The organism is Polycladidibacter hongkongensis, from assembly GCF_001561995.1.
Lineage (GTDB): Bacteria > Pseudomonadota > Alphaproteobacteria > Rhizobiales > Stappiaceae > Pseudovibrio > Pseudovibrio hongkongensis.
This window is the reverse complement of record NZ_LLWC01000009.1, coordinates 243,657-265,338: the sequence shown is the minus strand read 5'-3', so window position 1 is coordinate 265,338 and position 21,682 is coordinate 243,657. Positions and strand designations below refer to the sequence as shown.

The 21,682-nt window shown below is 51.0% G+C and carries 22 protein-coding genes; 3 read left to right on the top strand and 19 right to left on the bottom strand.

Annotation, left to right across the window (positions count from 1 at the left end; all coding sequences use genetic code 11):
• Window positions 1-22 precede the first annotated feature (22 nt).
• Window positions 23-835, top strand: coding sequence for an arginase family protein (locus AYK82_RS04570; protein WP_082733730.1), 813 nt, complete (start codon window positions 23-25; stop codon window positions 833-835).
• 65 nt (window positions 836-900) lie between these two features.
• Here AYK82_RS04570 and AYK82_RS04565 read toward each other — a convergent pair whose 3' ends face one another.
• The 8 genes from AYK82_RS04565 to AYK82_RS04530 form a co-directional block, all read right to left on the bottom strand.
• Window positions 901-2,085: an acetate/propionate family kinase gene (locus AYK82_RS04565; protein WP_068311821.1), complete on the bottom strand. Its 1,185-nt coding sequence runs from the start codon at window positions 2,083-2,085 to the stop codon at window positions 901-903.
• A 2-nt stretch (window positions 2,086-2,087) separates the two neighbouring features.
• On the bottom strand, window positions 2,088-3,506 hold the full coding sequence (locus AYK82_RS04560; RefSeq protein ID WP_068311818.1) for a bifunctional enoyl-CoA hydratase/phosphate acetyltransferase: 1,419 nt from the start codon (window positions 3,504-3,506) through the stop codon (window positions 2,088-2,090).
• A gap of 368 nt (window positions 3,507-3,874) precedes the next feature.
• The gene (locus AYK82_RS04555) at window positions 3,875-4,465 is read right to left on the bottom strand and encodes a TadE/TadG family type IV pilus assembly protein (RefSeq protein WP_172795183.1); all 591 of its coding nucleotides are present in this window, start codon (window positions 4,463-4,465) and stop codon (window positions 3,875-3,877) included.
• A gap of 17 nt (window positions 4,466-4,482) precedes the next feature.
• On the bottom strand, window positions 4,483-5,034 hold the full coding sequence (locus AYK82_RS04550) for a TadE/TadG family type IV pilus assembly protein (protein ID WP_068311811.1): 552 nt from the start codon (window positions 5,032-5,034) through the stop codon (window positions 4,483-4,485).
• Window positions 5,035-5,051: 17 nt separating this feature from the next.
• Complete coding sequence (locus AYK82_RS04545; protein ID WP_068311809.1) at window positions 5,052-5,510, bottom strand: pilus assembly protein N-terminal domain-containing protein; 459 nt, start codon at window positions 5,508-5,510, stop codon at window positions 5,052-5,054.
• 171 nt (window positions 5,511-5,681) lie between these two features.
• Window positions 5,682-6,542, bottom strand: coding sequence for a C40 family peptidase (locus AYK82_RS04540; protein WP_068311807.1), 861 nt, complete (start codon window positions 6,540-6,542; stop codon window positions 5,682-5,684).
• A gap of 28 nt (window positions 6,543-6,570) precedes the next feature.
• A complete protein-coding gene (locus AYK82_RS04535; RefSeq protein WP_068311805.1) occupies window positions 6,571-6,921 on the bottom strand; it encodes a MarR family transcriptional regulator in 351 nt (116 codons plus the stop codon).
• 78 nt (window positions 6,922-6,999) lie between these two features.
• Complete coding sequence (locus tag AYK82_RS04530; RefSeq protein WP_068311803.1) at window positions 7,000-8,361, bottom strand: leucyl aminopeptidase family protein; 1,362 nt, start codon at window positions 8,359-8,361, stop codon at window positions 7,000-7,002.
• A 217-nt stretch (window positions 8,362-8,578) separates the two neighbouring features.
• Here AYK82_RS04530 and AYK82_RS04525 point away from each other — a divergent pair, with 217 nt between their 5' ends.
• A complete protein-coding gene (locus AYK82_RS04525) occupies window positions 8,579-9,373 on the top strand; it encodes a tetratricopeptide repeat protein (protein ID WP_208976379.1) in 795 nt (264 codons plus the stop codon).
• A 27-nt stretch (window positions 9,374-9,400) separates the two neighbouring features.
• Here the strand turns inward: AYK82_RS04525 and AYK82_RS04520 are convergent, their stop codons facing one another.
• The 11 genes from AYK82_RS04520 to AYK82_RS04470 form a co-directional block, all read right to left on the bottom strand.
• A complete protein-coding gene (locus AYK82_RS04520) occupies window positions 9,401-10,375 on the bottom strand; it encodes a type II secretion system F family protein (protein ID WP_068311801.1) in 975 nt (324 codons plus the stop codon).
• Between the two features lie 10 nt (window positions 10,376-10,385).
• On the bottom strand, window positions 10,386-11,372 hold the full coding sequence (locus AYK82_RS04515) for a type II secretion system F family protein (protein WP_068311799.1): 987 nt from the start codon (window positions 11,370-11,372) through the stop codon (window positions 10,386-10,388).
• A gap of 3 nt (window positions 11,373-11,375) precedes the next feature.
• Complete coding sequence (locus AYK82_RS04510; RefSeq protein ID WP_068311797.1) at window positions 11,376-12,860, bottom strand: TadA family conjugal transfer-associated ATPase; 1,485 nt, start codon at window positions 12,858-12,860, stop codon at window positions 11,376-11,378.
• Window positions 12,861-12,881: 21 nt separating this feature from the next.
• Complete coding sequence (locus AYK82_RS04505; protein ID WP_082733729.1) at window positions 12,882-14,162, bottom strand: CpaE/TadZ family protein; 1,281 nt, start codon at window positions 14,160-14,162, stop codon at window positions 12,882-12,884.
• 17 nt (window positions 14,163-14,179) lie between these two features.
• On the bottom strand, window positions 14,180-14,872 hold the full coding sequence (locus tag AYK82_RS04500; protein ID WP_208976378.1) for a CpaD family pilus assembly protein: 693 nt from the start codon (window positions 14,870-14,872) through the stop codon (window positions 14,180-14,182).
• Window positions 14,873-14,890: 18 nt separating this feature from the next.
• Window positions 14,891-16,297: a type II and III secretion system protein family protein gene (locus AYK82_RS04495; RefSeq protein ID WP_208976377.1), complete on the bottom strand. Its 1,407-nt coding sequence runs from the start codon at window positions 16,295-16,297 to the stop codon at window positions 14,891-14,893.
• Between the two features lie 15 nt (window positions 16,298-16,312).
• A complete protein-coding gene (gene cpaB / locus AYK82_RS04490; protein ID WP_068311794.1) occupies window positions 16,313-17,110 on the bottom strand; it encodes a Flp pilus assembly protein CpaB in 798 nt (265 codons plus the stop codon).
• A gap of 168 nt (window positions 17,111-17,278) precedes the next feature.
• A complete protein-coding gene (locus tag AYK82_RS04485) occupies window positions 17,279-17,788 on the bottom strand; it encodes an A24 family peptidase (RefSeq protein ID WP_068311791.1) in 510 nt (169 codons plus the stop codon).
• Window positions 17,789-17,869: 81 nt separating this feature from the next.
• The gene (locus AYK82_RS04480; RefSeq protein ID WP_068311788.1) at window positions 17,870-18,814 is read right to left on the bottom strand and encodes a 2-hydroxyacid dehydrogenase; all 945 of its coding nucleotides are present in this window, start codon (window positions 18,812-18,814) and stop codon (window positions 17,870-17,872) included.
• A 12-nt stretch (window positions 18,815-18,826) separates the two neighbouring features.
• Window positions 18,827-20,044 (bottom strand): DNA recombination protein RmuC, encoded by a 1,218-nt coding sequence (locus AYK82_RS04475; protein ID WP_068311785.1) that lies wholly within the window; start codon window positions 20,042-20,044, stop codon window positions 18,827-18,829.
• A 117-nt stretch (window positions 20,045-20,161) separates the two neighbouring features.
• Window positions 20,162-20,902 carry an SDR family NAD(P)-dependent oxidoreductase gene (locus tag AYK82_RS04470; protein WP_068311782.1) on the bottom strand — a complete coding sequence of 247 codons (741 nt, stop codon included), beginning with the start codon at window positions 20,900-20,902 and terminating at the stop codon, window positions 20,162-20,164.
• A 175-nt stretch (window positions 20,903-21,077) separates the two neighbouring features.
• On the opposite strand from AYK82_RS04470, the gene def reads away from it, so the two are divergent.
• A complete protein-coding gene (gene def, locus AYK82_RS04465) occupies window positions 21,078-21,611 on the top strand; it encodes a peptide deformylase (RefSeq protein WP_068311772.1) in 534 nt (177 codons plus the stop codon).
• The last annotated feature ends 71 nt before the right edge of the window (window positions 21,612-21,682 follow it).

The following is a 21,682-nucleotide window of genomic DNA, read 5'->3' as shown; positions in this document are numbered from 1 at the left end:
TAGCTATGTTTACGGTGATTAGATGAGTTGTGATAATGGTGGCGGTATGACTGAGGCGCATTGGCTGGTTACGCCTTACTTCTTTGATGAATATGACATTGATTTGGCCGGCGCGGTTCCTGACGGTGCATCGGCAGTATTTAACAGCCCTGCACATATCACAGACCGGCGCGCGGTCTCACTTGCGGTAAGGCAGCAACCGATTGCCCAATTTGTAAAGAAGACGAGCGCTGCGGGCAGACTTCCGGTTTCGATAGCGGGCGACTGCCTGTCAACGCTTGGTGTGATGGCTGGTTTACAGGCCGCGGGTCATGATCCGGTGCTTGTTTGGCTCGATGCTCACGCAGATTACAATGTACCAGAGACCTCACCCAGCGGTTTTCTGGGCGGCATGCCGCTAGCGATGATGGTGGGTCGCGGAGATCTTAGTCATGGAGAAAGCGTTGGTCTGACACCCGTCCAACAGAAAGATGTTTGGCTGGTCGGGGCACGGGATCTCGATCCGCCTGAAGCTGAAGCGTTAAAGGCCTCGCAGATCCGGCAGATCGGTGTAGAGGAACTGGCGCAGCTCAAGCTGGAGCGACCAGTGTACCTGCATATCGACAATGATGTTGTTTGCCCTGAAGATACGCCTGCGAACAACTACACGTCGCCGGGCGGACTTCGCCTTACAGAAACTCTTGAAGCCTGTCAGCGGTTTGCCTCGCAGAATGACGTTGTCGCACTTTCCCTAAGCGGATGGAATGGCAAGCTGGACGGCGCTGCGAAAACACGCAGGAATTGCCAAATGCTGATGGGCGGGGTCGCTCAAACAATTATCGATACAAGTGCATAAACAGAAAAGGCCGCCTGAATGAAGCAGGCGGCCTTGTTTCATTTTGACTGGCTTTTAGCTCTTGGCTAGAGCGCCTCGCAGATTTCGCGGGTTTGCGCGGCGATCATTGCCTCTTCGTTTGTCGGGATTGCCATCACTTTAACCTTAGAGGACGAGGCAGAAATTGTGATCGCTTCGCTCGCCCGGCGATCATTGGCTGCTTCATCCAACTCTATACCGAGGAACTCCAGCCCCTTGCAGACCCCTGCCCGAGTTTTCGCCGAGTTTTCGCCAATACCGCCAGTGAAGATAAGCGCATCAATGCCGCCCATGCAGGCAACAAGGCCACCCAACTCCCGCTTGATGCGGTTATCGTAGTATTCCAAAGCCTGCTTGGCCTTTGGATCATTACTGTTTTCCAGCTCACGCATGTCCTGCGAAATTTCGGAGAGCCCAAGCATGCCGGATTCTTTGTAGAGCACATGCGCCACTTCATCGACGCTCATGTCCTTCTCCTGCATCATGTAAAGCAATATGCCGGGGTCAATGGTACCGCAGCGTGTGCCCATCGCCAAACCATCAAGTGCCGTAAAGCCCATGGTTGTGGTTATGCATTTGCCATTTTCGATTGCGGTCATGGAAGCGCCATTGCCAAGGTGCGCCACAACAACTTTCTTATCTGCAATTTCTGGCGCTACATTGTGCAGTTCGCGGGAAATGTAGAGATAAGACTGGCCATGCATGCCATAGCGCCGATAGCCGTTCTTATAGTAGCTGAGCGGCAAGGCGTAAGCTTCGTTGTTGAAGTTCTGGCTACGGTGAAATGCGGTATCAAAGCACAGCACCTGCGGCTTGCCTTCAAACGCTGCACCGGCACCGGCAACCCCTGCCAAGTTGTGTGGGTTATGGAGCGGCGCCATGGAGCTGATGGCTTCAACTTCTGCCAGAACTTCCGGCGTTACCAGCTGTGGCTCTGACATATTTGGCCCACCGTGGACCACGCGGTGTCCAATGGCATCAACCTCCAGATTGGGATCAAATGCCTTAAGCGCTTCCAACAATACACCGAGCGCGGAATTGTGGTTTTTGGCCTCATCATCGGTCATGGCGCGGTCGACAATCTTGTCGCCTTCCGCTGTTTTCGCCTTGATCCAAGCTTTGGCACCCAGTCCATCAATCTGGCCGGACAAAACAGATGCTTCGCCTTTGAAAAGCTGGAACTTGATAGAAGATGAACCAGCGTTCAGAACGAGGATTGTTTCAATGCTCATGCTTATTCAGCCGCCTTCTTCAGTTCTTCGCCATTAAAAGCGACACCATTGGTTTTAAAGTAGTCAAACAGACTTGCCAAAGCACAAGAGACAAGGCGCGCCCGATCACTATCTGCACGGCTGGTCAGGATGACCGGCACACGTGCACCGACGACTAGTCCTGCAGTTTCGGCGTGGGACACAAAGGTCAACTCTTTTGCGACCATGTTCCCTGCTTCAAGATTTGGCACGATAAGCACTTCTGCGCGACCTGCAACATGGGATTCAATGCCCTTGGTCCGTGCCGCTTCCAGATCAATCGCGTTATCCATCGCCAGAGGACCATCGACAATACCGCCTTTAATCTGGCCACGGTCTGCCATCTTTGAAAGAACCGCCGCATCAATTGTCGACGGGATAGCCGGATTGACGGTTTCCAACGCAGATAGGATACCGACCTTAGGTGGCTCCATACCGATGGAGCGTGCCACATTGATAGCGTTCTGCGTGATATCAACCTTGGTCACCAAATCTGGCGCGATGTTAATTGCGGCATCAGAAATGATCACAGGGGTGTTACGACCAGGTACATCCATCACGAATGCGTGTGAGATGCGGCGTTTGGTGCGCAGTCCACCTTCACGTTTAACAACGTGGCGCAGCAAGTCGTCTGTATGCAGGTGCCCCTTCATGACCGAACGAACACGACCTTCATGCACAAGTGCGACAGCGCGGGCAGCGGATTCGTTTTCGTCTTCACAATCGATCAGCTCAAAGCTGGAGATATCGGCACCGATTTTTTCTGCTGCAGCGTGAATGCGAGCCGCAGGCCCACACAGGATTGGAACAATCAGACCAGCTTCCGCCGCCAAAACAGTGCCACCAAGTGAATTGGAATCATCCGGGCATACAACCGAAGTCGGGATCGCGGGCAGCTGTTTCGCCAAAGAAACCAAACGCTCGAAGTGCTGGTGGCGCTTCATTAGCAAGCTTGGCAGTTTTTCTGGGTCATAGGTGATGACATCGGTGGGGGCGATGACGAGTGCCTCCCCTTCTGCAACTAGAGTGCCGTCATCCAGCTTTACCGTAGTTTCCAGACGTACGCGGTTTTCCGGTAGTTTTTCTTTGACGGTGACAGTGACATCCAGAACCTGATCGACCTTGGCTTTACTATGGAATTTCAAGGTTTGATCGCGGTAAACTGTGCCAGGACCTGGAAGTACATTGCCAACAACGGCGGAAATCAAGGTCGCGCCCCACATGAAGGGGGCAGATGCGCCCTCATTCTTGCTTTCGCCTTGCCATTGGGCGTTTGGCAAGTGAAGCGGGTTAATGTTGCCTGATGCGTGGGCAAAGACAAAGAGATCGTTTGCAGTACAAATGCGCGAACGGGTCGCAGTATCTCCGACCTTAATCTGATCGTAGGTGCGGTTAGTTGCCATAGGGGCCTCTTTCAAATTTTTATCGATCCTTGGCGCCGCGTTCAATCGGCTGGCAGCATATGGGAGGATAGCTGCGTACAGGGTGTCACATGGGCACGACAGGAGCATGATAGCCACGCGGCCCAGACCCTGCCTTCAAGATGATTAGTGCGCCACAACACTGGCTGCGCCATTGATCCTGATCACATATACCTGATTTAATTTGAGAGGGAAGGGAGCTGCGCGATTATGACACACATCGCGCAACCCATTGAAAAATAAGGTAAACAAAGAATATTCAAGACTATTCAACCAAGCCTTGAAAAAAACACATAGCAGCTGCGCGTATTTGAAATATCTCACCGCGTTTTATTGCTTAAGTATTCAGCCTAGGAACCAGACAACGCGGTTGCGCAATTGCCGTTATATTCTGGACATGGTACTTGGCGCCCCTTAGCAAAGAACACTTCGCTAAGCTCGAACTTAGAGATGTCGGTTAGGCTTTTAAAATAGGTCGAGAAGGTCGGAAAGTGGGTGGCAACACTCCTGCCAACAATAATAAACTCCGCTGGCTGTAGCAATTCGTCCGGGACATCAATTTCGCTTTGAAATTTCGCCGTGGTCCAACCCTCACTCAATTTTGTCTTCTTGCCAGGATCATAGCGCCTACTCCAAACGATTTCCGGTTCTTTCGCATCATTCACCTGAACAACGGCCATATCGACGGCAACTGTAGTAAGTGGGAACGGTTCAAGGATTTGCTCAGTGGCCTCGAAAACATCAGCCAGATTGGCGCTAACGTCCTTTTCGCGACCAACCAAATCTACTGCCGAGGCTACAGCATTTGAAAGCTTGCGATCAAATGTCAAAGCCCGATCGAGCTCAAACACACCAATAATGAGCATTATAAGTATTGGGCAAATGAGCGCGAACTCGATCGCGGCGACTGCTCGAGTACACTTGAAGAAAAGCTTAAGCACAATCTTTACCCCGATATTTAGAATGGCTCGTTACGAAAAACGGCAGCAGAGGTGATAACCAAGCTTCCAGAGCTATCTGCTGAAAACAACTCCACAAACTTTTTCGTCAGCATTTGCTTTCGGTAGCTCACTCGCAGCAACATAATCGTGGCACTACCACCCACATTAAATGCCGTGTCCTCAGGTGTCCAAGAGCCGGTTTCCGGATCATATTTTGGGGGTGGCACATCACCGATCTTCGAAAACGAATCATAGGGCTGCACCGAGATAACAAGATCTTCCTGAGAGCCCTTGCGACAGAACATATGTACCGATTTCTCGCAGAAATAAGCCCGCAGATCCTCTTTAGTAGAGCCCACTGCCTGCCCTGTTCTGACAAGCCGTGCTGTTTCATGGGTTGCATGGTCTAGCATCTGGTTTGAAAACAGGAGGAGACCAACCTCTAAAATGCCAACGATCAGCAAAAAGAAGACAGGGGCCACAAGGGCAAACTCAACCGCTGTAACGCCTCTATTATCCTTAGCAAACCTGAGTCTAATTGATGGAAGTTTGCCCTGACTTTTACCCATGTTCCCCTCGTTATTTGCTATTGCCCTGCAACAGCTGCACTATCGCGCGCCAGAATACTGCTCAGTGTCTGACCTAGAAACTCAGTGTCATCGCCCAATTGCACTGTTGGTTGACAGATTGGTTCACACGAGTAGGAGCTGCGATTGGTATTACGTTGCACCATAACCACTTGCTCTGTCGGATTGCTGACAACAATTTCCTCATCAACAATTGGCTCTGAGCGTTCGTTAAGAATAATTAGATTGGTGCGCCCATTGGCCTTGCCAGTGATAATGACAGTAGAACCATCATGAATTGTGACCTCTGCAATCATCGGATTGCCGATAATGACAGTTTTTGCGGGCTCTTCCGTTCTAAAGACTTTTGCCTGATCCGTCTGAACAGCCACCTCCGCGGCGGTCGCCAGGCTGGAGCTAATTGCAACAATCACAGAAACAGCAACACATATTTGTTTTGCAGCAGCACCAAAAGACATGCTGGACTTCCTTTAAAATAGACAGAATTGTCCAACTATATTTCAGATAACATCCTAAGAAATGACTAAGTTTTTATACAAGATATTTGGTTTGTGCGATAGCCCAATAAAGACATTTTGAATCAAATAATTACTAGAACGGTAGCCATGCATTGTGCTTATCACAGGGTTCTATGGAGCTAAGCGACGAATCGATGTCACCTCGCCGAATTCGTGAGCGCCAATTCGTTTGATCGCCGCATCAAGCGGCTCGTAAGCTACTGTCATGGTGTGGCCATTGGCATGCAGCAAGGTGTTCGCATCTATGATGATGGCCACATGACCTCGCCAAAACACAAGGTCGCCCCGGCTAATGGCAGTGTTATTGATCTCTGTCGCGAGCAATCTTCCTGCTGTTTGCTCCTGCATGTCTGCGTCGCGAAGCAACGCATGCCCACCAGACGCTGCCGCGAGCTGAACCAGTCCAGAGCAATCAACACCGGATGAAGAGCGCCCCCCCCAACGATACGGAGTATTCACAAACCGCTCGGCCACTGCGACCCAATCGACCTCAAAATAATCTAGTTCGACAATGTGATCAGCAATCACAAAACTACCGTCAATGAGACGTGCATAACGCGTACCTCGGGTTTCTTGATAGCCGGTAATGGTGAGAGGGCTGCCAGTATGCAATGTGCGTAAGAGTTTGTTTTTAAGGTCAGGTCCGTCATAGCAGAAGCTACGCAGTGCACTTAACTTATGGGTAGCGGTATGTAGCACATCCAGCGCCTCAGAGCGCAACCAGCCGACATAGCCGTCTTTAATGGCGCGGATATAACTCCATCCACTGTCTAGTTCGGCATAAACTTCGACCTTCTCCCCAAAAAGAAGCTGCGTATCGATACCAGTTTGGTGTTCTGGTGTTGGCTTGAGGTCGACGAGCTCCTCGGCGATTTGTCTCAACTGTGCTGGAGCAATCGGTAAACATGCGGAACCAAACTGGTCAACTAACACATTTGCTGATGCGAGTGTTGTACGCCGATCTGCCTGCATGCCTTGGCCCTTTTGAAAACTGTGTTGCTTAGCGAGGAAGTTCCCTCGCCTTTTCTAGCACCAGTTCAGAGAGGTTTTCCAGATAGGTTGCGCCTTGGACCGTACGTTTTATTAGTACATTACGTTTGTCCGCGGCATCGCGCCTGCGAGCAATTAGCTTTTGCGCGCTTAAAGCGTCCAAAGCGCGCGTGATGGCGGGTTTTGCCACATTCATCGTCTCCGCAAGGCCTTTAACCGTATGAGGCGGCGGCGTGAGATAAACACTTAACAGTATTGTTAGCTGTCGGGCACTAAGGTCTTGCGATTGATTACGAACCAAGGCCAATGACACTTGGTGCCAAAGGTGCAAGGCCTGTGCGCCTCGCATTTCTAGAGGCATATTTGTTTTCCGTATCCCTTGTAAAACGGGCGGTTTTTTCATGCGGCCTCACTTATTCCTAGTGAGGCCGCCAGTCGTTTACTTGTAGATGGTTTTAAGCATATCGAAAAGAGCGCGTATGGCTTGCGCCTCCCCGCCTTGAGGCTTGAAAGATTTCTGGATGGGGGTCCAACCAAACAGATCAAAGTGCGCCCAGCTTTTAGAATTTTTGACGAAGTTTTGCAGGAACAGCGCTGCGGTAATTGACCCAGCGAAACCGGCTCCACTCGTGTTCACATTAGCGATGTCTGCCACTTTAGATTTAATGTAGGATTTGTAAGGTGCCCACAACGGCATGCGCCACAGCGGATCTTCACTAGCCTCAGAAGCGAGCGCTATGCTCTCTGCCAACTCTTCATCATCAGTATAGAATGGCGGCAAGTCTGGGCCCAAAGCGACACGGGCGGCACCTGTTAAAGTTGCCATATCAAGCAACAAATCCGGTGCGTCCTCATCTGCCAATGCAAGCGCATCGGCTAACACCAATCGGCCCTCGGCATCCGTATTGCCGATTTCCACGCTCACGCCGTTTCTTGCTACATAAATATCAGAGGGGCGGAAAGCGGAACCGGAAACCGCATTCTCAACAGCCGGAATTACAACACGGAGGCGTATGGGCAATTTGGCAAGCATAATCATCGCCGCAAGGCCCAGCACATTCGCCGCGCCGCCCATGTCCTTTTTCATTAGCACCATGCCAGCAGCTGGTTTTATATCCAACCCACCACTATCAAACACCACGCCCTTACCAACGAGAGTTAGCGTTTTGTGGCTTGTGTCGCCCCAATGGGCATCAACCATTATTGGTTTGCGGTCACTACCATTTCCGACGGCATGCACAAGTGGAAACTCGCGCTCCAGCTCTTCGCCGTGGTAAGTTTTAACCTGCCCGCCATTTTCCTGAAACAATGCACATGCTGCCTCGGCAAGCTCTTTGGGACCGAGCTCATTTGCCGGTGTATTGATTAGATCTCTTGCAAGAAACGAACCTGCCAAGACAGGTTCAAGGGCTGTGAGGGTTTCTGGCGCGACGGCAAGCTGACTTTTAGCTGGCTGTTTGGTAAAGCGGTCATAGCGATAGCTTGCCAGAGCAAAACCGAGCGCAACAGCAGGTTCTTGCTCTGTATTGCCTTGAAGGGCCAACGCTTTTGTTAATGTAAGACCGGCTAACCGGGCGCCGACTTGCATATCCGTTTCACCGGCAGCTCGACGAACAACAACAACCGGGCCCGACTGAGTCGGGATTAGCAGTTCGTTTAACTCAGCTGCCGACTTGCATTGCATCTCTACCCAATCTTCCGCCTGCAGAGCTTCTAGGCGTGCTGAAAGGGTTTCCTCCTCTTCAACGAAAACGGGTAGTATAGGTAGACTCTGCGTTAATTCGACGAGTGAAACTTGCACAAGAAACTCCTTTCGCGGGGCGCGCGTTGCCGATGCGCATTCGTTAGCTTCAGGTTGTTTTATGCTTCATCACAGCGAATGCAAGAGGACACTGTGTTTATTCCGTCAAAGCACGGGCCACACTGCTTAAGCGGCACCTCACACAGGCTTTGGGGTTAACACTCTGTTAGGGTTAACAAGTTATTGCTTAGTAAGTTTTTACAATAGGAGCACGGCAATGTCTGACATGTGGCACAATTGCGCACATATCATGCGCCCAGTCTACAAGCTTAAACTAGGTGCGATGCTAATTGGTGGTGCACTTGTTTTAGCCTCCTGTGCTTCAACGTCAAATCAATCGCCCGCCAACTCTTCTGAACGTACTGCCGCGAAGATCACCACGAACATGCGCGCAGGATCAGAAGAACTTAACTCCACACTTGCTTTTTGGGGTGAGGCATACCGCAAAGACCCGAAACAGGCGACGACTGTGCTTAACTACTCAGCAGCGCTACGCGTCAACGGTCAAGGCGCGCAAGCTGAGACTATTTTACGTCGCGCGGTAATCTCAGATCAAAAAAACTCTATGATCGCCGCTGCCTATGGCAAGGTGTTGGCGGAAAATGGCAAGCTTAACGAAGCCATGGCGGCAATAGATGCGGCACTTGACCCCGGCAACCCTGACTGGAAGCTACTTTCTGCAAAAGGGGCTGTACTCGATCAGTTAGGGCATGGCGATGCGGCGCGCGCCAGTTATCAGCAAGCACTTAAAATATCGCCTAACGAGCCAACAGTCCTGAATAACCTTGGCCTCTCCTACCTATTGTCTGGCGATGTTAAAAAGGCGGAAAGCGTGCTGCGTAAGGCCATAGAAGATGGTATTGGCAACACACGAATCCGCCAAAATCTCGCGTTGGCTATGGGACTACAAGGGCGCTACGATGATGCCATTGCGCTGGCTCGTGCTGAGTTGGACCCTGCTCAAGCCGAACGTAACATTGCCTACTTGCAAAGTATGTTGGGGCAAGGCTGAGAAGCTCAGTAGAATAGATCAGTCTTGCTACATATTTTCAGCGACCTGCATCATTGCCGGACCGAGAATAACAGCAAGTAGCACGGGTAGGAAAAAGACAATCATCGGCACAGTGAGCTTTGGCGGCAGTGCTGCGGCTTTTTTTTCCGCCTCCTGCATGCGTTGTAGGCGTCCTTCGTCCGCAAGAACGCGAAGCGCCTGCCCTACAGGTGTACCGTAACGCTCTGACTGGATGAGCGCAGTCACGGTGTCCTTAATCTGGGATAGACCTGTTCTTGTCGCAAAATTCATATAGGCCGTTGTTCGGTCATCCAAAAAAGACAATTCCGCATTGGTGAGGCTTAACTCTTCTGCAAGAGCGGGTGATTGTACGCCAATTTCTTCGGCGACCTTTTTAAATGCTCCCTCAATCGAAATCCCAGACTCGACACAAATGAGCATCAAGTCCATTGCGTCAGGCCACGCTCGTCTCAAACCAATTTGCCTGTTGGTAATTTTATTTGAGATAAAGATATTCGGCGAGAAAAAACCAAGAATCGTGATACCGAAGACAATCAACCAATTTTGAGTTGCCGGAAAGGTTCCCGCTAACACGAAAAACAAGTACAGCGCCGCAACAGCAGCTAGAACCAAAGGCATAACCAAACGCATAAACAAGTAAGTGTATAGTGGGCCTTGCCCTCTATACCCAGCCTGACGCAGCTTATTCGCTGTCGTTTCATCAGCCAACAAGTTGCGAAGATTATATTTTTCGACGAAGTCTCGAAGACCGTCTTTGGGTTTATTCTGCAAAGAGACGCGGGTTTGTTCTTTTTCTGCAGCTAGGCGCGCACGCTCACGCTGACGAATTTGCTCGCGCTCTGTTGCTACCGCCTTCATGCGATTTTTCAGGTCGTCGCGATCAAGTAACGGCATGGCAAGCGTATAGATCGTCCCTGTGACCGCAAGGACTGTTAAAATAGCGATCAGGCCTTGTTGGCTGGCAATATCTGCAAGTGTCATTGCCTACCTCTTAAATCTCAAAGTTGATCATGCTGCGCATAATCAAAATCCCTAGCGACATCCAGAATGCGCAGATGCCGAGAATAATATTGCCAGTCGTTTCGGTAAACAAAAGCATAATGTAGTCTGGAGACAAGAAATAAACTGCGGTCGCCACGAGAATTGGCAGGGAACCAATAATCGCCGCCGAAGATTTTGCCTCCTGACTCACAGCCTGTACCTTGCCCTTCATTGCCTTACGATCGCGCAGCACCTTGGACAAGTTACCCAGCGCCTCGGATAATGAACCACCCGATTCCGATTGGATAGAAATAACAATCGCAAAAAAATTGGCCTCTGCTAACGGGACACGCTTTGGAAGCGATTGAATTGCTTCTGATAGCGAAACACCCATTTGCTGTGTCTCAATAATCTTACGAAACTCCGTTTTAACCGGTTCATTTGCCTCGCGTACAATTATCGAAATACAATCATTCAACGGCAGACCGGACTTTACGCCACGTACGATAATTTCTACCGCGCCGGGAAACTCCTCAAGAAATTTGTTAAACCGCTTCTTACGCAAATAGCCAACGACCCAACGGGGCATACCCAAGAAGCCAACAAATGCTAGGCCAATACTGAGCCAAAGCCCTGCACCAAGGACCATGCCAACGGCAAACCCCACAACAGACAGCCCGATAGAAACGAAAAGGAAATACTGCCTGCTCCAAGTAAGACCCGCTTGCGCAATCCAATCAGCAAAAGAAGGTTTATTGTTCTTCTGCTTTTGCTTCTCCTCCATATTGCGCAATTGGTCTTGAATGTTCTTTTTTCGGGTGTTTTGCGAGGCGCGTTGCGTAATTTCTTCCGCATGTTCTTCGCGTTTTACGGCGAGTTTCATACGTTGAGATTTTCGCGCGCCGCTGCTCAAAAGCGGAATAAGGAGCGCATAGATCACACCTGCTACACAAAAACCTACGAGAACCATCAGGAGTGTTTCGCGGCTAAACTCCATAGCTTAAGCCCCTCCCAGCTCAGCGGCGTCCAATGCTTTTGCTAGACGCTCTTCCTCACCATAGTAACGAGCGCGATCCCAGAAGGCCGGCCGGCCAATACCGTTGGCGCGGTGTTTACCGATAATCTTGCCCTGCGCATCTTCGCCGATGATGTCGTAGACAAACAGATCCTGCGTGGTGATCACATCCCCTTCCATGCCCACGACCTCTGTGATGTGGGTAATCCGGCGAGAGCCATCACGCAGACGAGCGGCCTGCACGATAACGTCCACTGAGCCGACAATAATTTCGCGCACGGTTCGTGCTGGCAAAGAGAACCCGCCCATTGCGATCATCGCTTCCATACGCTTCAAGCACTCGCGCGGTGAGTTGGAGTGGATTGTACCCATTGAGCCATCGTGACCAGTGTTCATAGCCTGTAAAAGGTCGAACACCTCAGGGCCACGTACCTCACCCACGATAATTCGTTCAGGGCGCATACGCAGACAGTTTTTAACCAGATCACGCATGGTGATCTCGCCTTCCCCTTCAAGGTTAGGCGGTCTTGTCTCCAAGCGTACCACGTGAGGCTGCTGCAATTGCAATTCCGCACTGTCTTCGCAGGTAATGATACGCTCATCCGTATCGATGTATCGGGTCAAGCAGTTCAACAGCGTGGTCTTACCGGAACCAGTACCGCCTGAAATGACAGTGTTACAACGAACGCGGCCAATAATCTCTAGAATCTCGGCACCTTCAGGGGAGATTGACTTGAAATTGACCAGCTGCTGAAGAGTCAGCTTGTCCTTTTTAAACTTACGAATTGTAAGTGCGGGACCATCCAGCGACAATGGCGGGGCGATCACATTGACACGCGAACCATCAGGCAGACGCGCATCACAGATCGGACTGGATTCATCAACACGGCGACCCACTTGCGACACGATACGCTGACAAATGTTCATCAACTGTTTGTTGTCGCGGAAGTGGACTCCGGTTTCCTCAACCTTACCGCTGGTTTCGATATAAACTGTATCGGCACCATTGACCATGATATCGGCGATGTCATCTCGCGCAAGCAGCGGTTCCAATGGCCCATAGCCAAGAACATCGTTACAAATGTCCTCAAGCAGTTCTTCTTGAGCCGAAATCGACATGGCGATGTTTTTTAATGCTATGATATCATTCACAACATCGCGGATTTCATCGCGCGCGTCATCTCGTTCTAGCTTCGAAAGCTGAGAAAGATCGATAGATTCAACAAGCGCATTAAAGATTTGCGCCTTGGTCGCGTAATACTCCTCACTTCTGCGCCCCTGCGCTTTGGCAGGTGCCTTCTCTTGCACCTGTGGCTTTGGCACTGCCGCTACCACTTGAGCAGATGCGGCAGGACTTGGCGGCGGTGGCGGGGGAGCTGCTGCTGCCGCGGGCGGCGCAGGGCGAGCTGACGCTGCCGAAGTTGGCGGTTTTGCGGCCGCTGCCGCACCACTTCCTCGTCTACCAAACATCGCTTAATCCCCCAAGCTCAATTACTTTTTCTTCAATTTGCCAAGCAGCGCGCCAATCCCGGACTTCTTCTCGAGTTTTGCAGTGGTGCGCCCCATAGCGTACATCGCCAGCTCTTCAAATGTCCGCGTTGCACCGCCCTTGGGTTCAACATCTGCAACCATTTGCCCATTGGTTGATGCGGAGCCGAATAGATGGGCGTCGAATGCAAACTGTGCCGCGACTGGTGTTTCAAGTGCGCCGCTAAACTCTTCAGACTTGATCTCCGGACGCTTGGCAACGCCAACCTTGTTCAAAACCAGAAGAGGCTTTTGGTCATTAGGGCGAAGCTCGGCCAACGCATCTGTCAAGTTCTTTGCATTGCGCAGGTTTGCCAAGTCCGGCTCTGCAACAATAACCACCTCGTCAGCTGCTGCTATAGTACGGCGTGTCCATTCGTTCCAGGCGTGTGGTATATCCAGCACAACAACTGGTGAAGATTCCTTCATGACTTCAACCAGGGGCAAAAATTGATCAGCGTGATAGTCATAGGCTTTATCAAGTATTGCAGGCGCTGCTAACAGCCGAACCCGATCAGAGCATTTCGCCAGCAAACGATCAACGTAAGTTTTTTCCAACTCTTCATCGGTATTGATTGCATCCCAAACAGTTTGCAGGGGATCTTGGTTGAAATCCAAACCGGCTGTTCCAAACGGCAAATCCAGATCGACAATCGCAACATCATTTTCAAGAGACCGAGAAATGGCCCAAGACAGATTATGGGCAACAGTTGAGGCACCGCTTCCGCCTTTCGCCCCTAAAACTGCGATGGTGCGGCCTATCGGCTCAGCATCCGGACTTGCAAAAAAACGTGCGAATGTCGTGATCAATTTCTGAATTGATAATGGACCTACGAGGTATTCACTGACACCTTCGTCGATCAATGCACGATACAAATCGACATCATTGATGGAGCCAATGACCATCACTCGAGTACCCGGATCGCAAACTTCTGCCAGCTGCCCAAGCTGCTCAAAAAGCGTTGTCCCGGTTTCCAAAGTCTCGACAACCAGAAGATTGGGTGTCGCAGCTGTTGCGTAGTACTCTACCGCCGCGAGGATCCCACCGCCATACACATTGGTATGCGTCCGGCTCATACGGCGATCTCGCGCGGCAGCTTCAAGAATGTCTGCTTGCTCTTTGGTCTCGCAGAATGCCTGAATGGAGATTCGTGGCAGCGAAACCGTTTGCAGATCCACCCCTGCGCCTGGAGCTATTTCTTGCTGTAAGAGCTCGGAGCTCATGTTTTCGAGTGCTTGCGACATGTTTTGCCCTTAGCTCATTACAATCCAGCGCCAGTGCTGGAGTCTTTTAGGCTGTACGCCGAGTTTGTAGCTTCACCAGCACGGTGACGGCCCATAACAACATTACGCCGCGTAGCGTCGGACGGTGTCATCGCGCGCGGGCGAAGCAAATCCGCCGGATTATCTACCATTGCCGCTAGGTTGGCTTGTGTGGAACATCCAAAATTTTCGAAGTTTGTATTTTGGGTGTTTGACCGGATGTTTTCTGGCCACTGCCCGCACTCGTGAACTGTTGCCTTCACTTTAGCAAAAGCAAGACGAATCGGCGCGGAGGCAGCAGGATCAGTTACCGGATAGGTCCGAGTTACGATCCGCCCGGACTGCACTCCGCCTGATTTCAGTGCTGCCTTGATTTGCGGTGTGACAGCCCGAACGGCGGAGTGGTTCGCCGCTCCTGCAGGTGTTAACACTTCTACAAATCCATTACCTTCACTCACTGCCTGTTGGCCAAATGCCATAATCGCCATACCCAATCGCTTATCGATTGTGCGGAGGGAACTGGACAGTGGAATGTCGAAATTCTCGGCGGCCTCGGCGATTACGATTGGATGCTTCTCTTTTGGGTTAAAGTCAGCTGTGGTCACAAAGCTTTTGGAAGACGTGTTGTTGCACGCTGCAAGGCCCAACAAAACGATCAGGCAAACCATACTCCGCGAAATGCTATTGCTCATTTTCATTTGCCCAAACCTCTATTCGTAGATATAGCCGACTTCACCATGGTAGCTGCCCTTAACCGGCTTGTTCTGTTTGGAATAAACGCGATTGAGATGATCCATGAAGATGCTTGCTGAGTCGGATGGGATCATGAGGTTGTCGGTAGGCTTTGAAAGGTCAGCCTGAGCAACCGGGCGAACGATATAAGGGGTTACAAAAATCACCAGCTCAGTGAGTTTCGACCTAAAGTCCCTACTTTTAAAGAGCTGCCCAAGAATTGGAATATCGCTAAGCCCCGGCGTGCTTTCCATGCCTTGAGAGTAATCCTCTTTCAGCAATCCAGCCATTACCAGCGTACCACCTGAGGGAAGCTCCACCGTTGATTCCGCCCTGCGAACTTTTAGTCCTTGAATAGTGATGATACCATTTGACAATGCGCCATCCTGCGTTAACTCACTAACCTCTGTTTTAATGCGCATATTGATGCGACCGCCCGATAGAACAACGGGCACAAAGTCCAGCACGACACCAAACTGCTTGAAGTCATAGGACGCTTTGCCATCGTCCCAACCTACCACCATTGGGAATTCGCCGCCCGCAAGGAAGCTCGCTGTCTCACCAGACACGGCTACAAGGTTAGGTTCAGCAAGCATTTTGACCACACCATCTCGCTGAAGCGCATTTACTTCTGTGCGCAATGTGGCGTTGCCCATCACCATGTTCGCAAGACCGTTTGTGGCATTGGCAATGTTCGAATTCACATTGAAGCCGGGCCGACTGTTGAAACCAAATGTACTGCCACCGGCCGTCAATGTGCCTCCAAACTTTACTCCAAGTTGCTTGATGATATCGCGGTTTACTTCCGCGACAGTCACCCGCAGTTGCACTTGCTGCTTTTCAGCGATTTGAACGCTATCAAGAAGCTGGTTTGGGTCTTCAACAAACTTCAAGGCGATGTCTCGGGCACGCTGTGCCTCATCTGCATTAAGCGCCGTTCCTGAAAGAATGATATTTTTGCGGTATGTTTCCACATCGATCGCAGAGTTTGGCAACAGCCGCTTAATAAGCGCTTCAAGGTCGGTGGTGTCCACGACAACATTAACGTTAAAAGACGCCAGTTGCTTTCCCCCATCGCCGAAGAGAACGAGATTGGTATGCCCCATATTGTTACCGAACAGGAATATCCTGTTTTTGGTACGCACAACAGCATCAACAACCTCTGGTCGACCGATAAGAATGTCTTTCACATCCTTGTCAATCTCAAGAATAACTGAAGTGCCAAGTGGCACCCGCAGATCCTGTGTTGCGACATCTCCTTTAGTCGAAACATGAATTGTTTGCGGCGTCTTAGCTGCAACTGGCGCAACAACACTCGTGCCAACGACCATCAAAGCAACAGCTGCAATGAGCGACTTCAAGGTGAGAAACCGGTAGTTTATCATTTTCGTCTCCACCTGCTAGTTTCCAGCTGAAGTTGTGGCCGATTGCGCGGTGCGGCCATAACGAATGAAGGTTATCGTGTTCGTCGTCTTTTTCTCGCGTTTGAGAGAAAGCCGCGGCGCGTTATCTGCGGAATCGGCTACACTACGCAGGGCGAGAGTTATGGTCCCACGCTCTTGTGCTAGTGCGATTACTTCTGTCTCTTCCGGCTTCAACTCAAGTGTAGCCGTTCGATTTGGAATAACCGATCCGCTTTCCTGCTGCCCTTGTGTTGTTGTATCGATTGCAAGCACACGGATATTCTCGAGAATAATCTCAGTTAGCAGTTCGTCCGTTTCCTCAGAATTGTGAGTTAAAAGCACGTCCACTTTATCACCTGGAAGAATAAACCCGCCTGCTGTCGTGATCGGTTTAACCGACACACCAAGCGCGCGTTTCCCCTTTGGAAGCAGAGCAGAGAGATAGCCACCGTCTGAGCTTACCAAGCGCTGCTCGCGGATAGGATCACCAGCGAACATGGTGAAGCGGACCAGACTACCCTCAAGATCTTCCATTGCTTCAGGACTTTGAGATTTTACAATAAGGGATGGACCAACAAACTGTTTTGGCCACTCCTGCCATTCCATGTCATCAGGCCCAAGCGGTTTTCCCAGGTTCAAATCAACTGCCGCGATCAGAACCTCCTCGATTTCCTGTTTAGGACCTTCTTTAACTATGACCTGTGGCTCAGGCTCTGGTGTACTCACAATAAGTACAGCAGCAAGCACACCTGCCACCAAAGCACCAACTAAAACGAGCATCCGCGCGTTGCGCATAACTGACCTCAATACGAAAAGGTACAAATTCTTAAGCTAAACTAACCCTCAAAAAGTCAAGGCATGGTTAATTTTGCATAATAATATTTGATTGTTTTTAGTGAACTCACTGGTTGCGCAAGCTTAGTTTGCACATAACACACTTTTGATTCTTGCATTTTTAGGGTTTTAAAGAAGAAGAAAGGGCATAACCCAATCACTTTTTTGGAATACTATAACGGCAGCAATGGCAATTGTTATACCATAGGGCACACCTGTTTTTTTATCATGCAGACGTAGCAACCACTCGTAACGAAGTGGCGCAGGGAGATAAGGCACTTTGCGAAACCCAAGGATGACCAACGTCAAGCCTCCACCATAAAACGCCATTAAAATCAAGAAGGTAACAACGTCGACCGTTGTCCCTAGCCAAAGCGCAATGGCAGCGGCAAACTTTGCATCTCCGCCACCCATCACCCCAAAATAGAACAGAACGAACCCAAGCAATAAAACACCCAGCGCGAAACCGACGCGAAGCGCGAGATCATCAAGCGGCAGGCCCGCCAACAAAGCCGCGGGTATAAAGCAAGCGACCATAGCCAACACAAGCTTGTTTGGAATGCGCATGGTGAATAAATCAAAAAAAGCTGCGGAGAGCGCCAGCAATGGGAAACTCCAGAAGACCAGCTTGCTTAACAATTTTTCACCCCATAAATTTTTAGTTAAATCCTTCTATTCCTAGAGTTGTACCGCGTTTCTCCCAAAAAAGCTTGGTAAAAACTAGTAGGAAGCTTGAGAATCAACCAAATTCTTAAGGGGCAGACCTTGCCTGTAAGCGGAGATTTGATTTGCGATGTAGTCACTCAGGGCTTCTGGATTGCTTTCAGCCGCTGTATGCGGTGTCATTATCAGGTTGGGAGCGGACCAAAGCGGACTGGTTTGCGGGAGTGGTTCCTGTTCAAACACGTCAATGCTGGCACCAACAAGTTGCCCGCTTTGCAACGCGGCAGCAACGTCGGCCTCGACCTGTGTCCCACCTCGGCCAGCATTGATGTATATGGGCCCACCGAGAGCCCCATCTTGTGCCAAGGCACCTAAGACCTGCGTGTCGACCAAGTGCCGTGTTTGCTGGGTCAATGGCAATAGATTAACGAGTACATCCGTCTGCGATAGAAACGGCTGCAGTTGATCTGGGCCGACATACTCTGTCGAAAGCAATCCCCTTTTGCGACTGCGAGACCAACCGTGCACTTGAAATCCGAGAGCGCAAAGCGCTTTTGCGGAAGCAGAACCAAGCTCGCCTAGCCCCATGATACCCACCCGCAGGTGCCTTGCCGCGGGATGGGAACGTGGCAGCCACTGATTGCCCGCTTGCGCTCTTAGATAGTGCAGTTGCTGGCGCTGATGCAGAAGCACTTGCAGCACGACCCACTCGGTCATGCGGGTAGTCAGATCCTCATCGACTATGCGAACAATAGGCAGATTAGGTAGGCCTTCCACATCAAGCAGATGATCAACACCAGCACCGAGCGAGAAAATAACCTCTAGATTTTTACAGGCGGTGAAAACATCGGGATCAGGCTTCCATGCCAGAAGGAACCTACAGGCCTCATAATCGACATTAGCATCACCAAACACGTTCGCATCGGTATCTGGAAAGCGCGATTGCATGCGCTGAGCCCATGCATCGGCAAGACCATTGCTGGCGGAAACGATAATCGACATAAGGCGCCTCTATTATTTCTTTTCTAGCAGCTCTTTCTCATGTTCTTCTAGCAGATTTGATGATGCCAATGCACCACCCTCCCCCTGATTTTCAGGGGTATTTGCAGGAACGCCCATGTCCAACGCCGCGATCTTCTTGGCGCGAGACGAGATTTTGGAAAGAGATACTTCCAGCTGAGCCCTATCCTTCTGGGCAGCTGAAAAATGGTTTTGCAACTTGGATGCGCGCTCTTCCAGCCTTGCCACGTCCTCGATTAGCTTTACTACCTCCACCTGAATCGTATGCGCATGCTCTTGTAAGTTTGCATCCCGCAGCACAGAGCGGATCACCTGTATGGCCAGCATCAGCAGCGAGGGTGATACGATTACCACGCCTTGGCGCAGCGCCCGTTGCACCAACTCGGGGAAGCGCTCATGCAGCAATGCAAATAGGCTTTCTGAGGGAACGAACATCAAGGCTGTGTCTTGAGTTTCGCCCGGCAACAAGTATTTTTGCGAGATGTCGGAGACGTGCTTGAGCATATGGCGGCGGAACTCTGCATCCGCTAAGCGCTGTTCTTCGCGCGTGCTTGCACGTTGCACCAACTGGCTGGCTTCAAGCGGAAACTTTGCATCCACCACCAATGCAGGCGCATTTGAAGGCATGTTGATAAGAGTATCTGGCCGCGTCCCATTAGAAAGAGTGCCTTGGAAGCTGTAGGAAGAGGGAGGCAGGGCATCTGCGATAATGGCCTCCATTTGCCGTTGACCATAAGCGCCACGTGCCTGCTTGTTGGATAGCAATGCGCGTAAGTCGCCCACTTGGCTGGCCAAGTCACCCATGGTTTTGCGCGTGGTATCAAGTACGGCAAGGCGCTCGGCAAGATTGCGTAGGTTTTCTTGCGTGTGCTTGCTGCCCTCTAACAACGATGTGCCCAGGTTCCTCCCCATTCCATCGATACGATCATTCATCACCCGCACCAAGTCGGCCTGACGGGTGCCGAAGACTTCTGCCATGGTTTGCATGCGGCCAGAAATTTCGGATTGCGATTGCAATAAGGATTGCAACAGGGCTTCCTGATTATCCTCTTGCCCCCAGCTGTCTTCCAGCGCTTTTTGCAAGGCTCTATTGCGAAATAAACTCCACAAGCAGCCGAGCGCGAGCGCAAATAGAGCAGCAACGAGCAGCCAAAGCAGCTGCGCGGGGGAGACACCAAGATCAGGCAGAGGAAGAGTAGATGCATCGTTCATGAAACAAAGATAGAACGATTCTGCCGCTATCGTTAGCCACAAAAAACGCTAGGCGCCTTCTTTCAACAGCGCTCGTAGCGGCCTTAAAGACGCACCTGTCTGCAACAACTATAGTGGCTAGCGACCGCCGCCAGCTTCCAAAACTGTGCCAACACAGTAGGACGCCTCTTCCGAGACCAGCCACATGATAGCTGTGGCAATCTCTTCAGGCTCGGCCACTCGGCGCAGGGGCACGCTAGGTGCGAGCGTATTGATGCGGTCCGGATCTCCAGTCAGCGCGTGTAGGTCGGTTCTGGTCAAGCCTGGGCGGACGCAATTCACCCGAATGCCTTTGGGCGCGACTTCTTTCGCCAACCCGTTGGTAAAGGCTTCCACTGCTCCTTTGCTAGCAGCATACTCAACGCCTGCGTTTGCTGCGCCGTTTTTAGCAGCAACAGAGCTGACGGTGACAATGGCTCCCTTTCCATTCTTGAATAGAAATGGCAGCGCGGCGCGGGCCGAAAGGATAGTGCCAAGGACATTAATATCTAACACCTCGCGAATGCGCTGGGGTTCCATTTGGTGAAGATCGCTGTTTACACCCATAATGCCCGCGCAGGTTACCAGCGCAGTCACCGGGCCGATTTGGGAAGCTCTTGCAAACAAGGCTTGTAGTTGTTCCTGGTCTCGAACATCCGTTTTGAGGGCGATTGCGGTGTGGCCCTGCTGTTGCAGCTCCGCGACCAGTTCTTGTGCGGCTTGCTCACCGCCTTGGTAAGTTATGGCAATAGCGAAACCACTTTTGGCAGCAAGACGGGCGGTGGCAGCACCAATGCCGCGGTTGCCCCCTGTGATAACGATGACGGGTTGTTGTTGCATGGGTTTTAACGCTTCTGGCTGATGTGATCGGGTCTTAGCGCAGTTTTTTGGTCTTTTGCTTGGTTTCCTGCGTTAGTTAGTATTGAAGTAATGCCCCTTCTTTGTCTATGAGGAAGGCAAAGAGAATTTCCGCCGCAGCTGTGACTGCCTAAGCCGGACAACAAAAATGGTAACTATGGAAACCTTTGATATCTGTTTGATGACCGAGGCCTGCTTGCGCCAAAAGTGTGAGCCGATCACAGAAGTCACTGATGAAATTCGCGCCTTGGCTGACAAGATGCTCGCGACGATGTATGCCGCGCCGGGCATTGGCCTTGCCGCTTCACAAGTTGGCGTCATGAAACGCATCTTCGTACTTGATGTCGCAGAGCGCGAAGAGGGCTTGGAAGACGGCGAAGAGAAAAAAGAGCCCATGGTGTTCATCAATCCCGAGATTGTATGGTCCAGTGATGAGAAGAACATCTACCAAGAAGGCTGCCTTTCTATTCCCGGGATATACGAGGAAGTGGAGCGCCCAACAAAAGTGCGCGTCAAGTATCTTGACCGTGATGGGGCTGTGCAAGAGATTGAAGCAGACGGCCTGCTATCTACCTGCATTCAGCATGAAATGGATCACCTTGATGGGGTGCTGTTTATCGACTACCTCTCTAGGCTGAAGCGTGATCGCATCACCAAAAAAGTGAAAAAATCCGTTAAAGCGGGCTCTTAAGGCCGCCTATCTTCCTGTGCAGTTGGCGCGGATAGATCGCGCCCGCCCCTCCCCTTCTCTTTCGCAAGGCC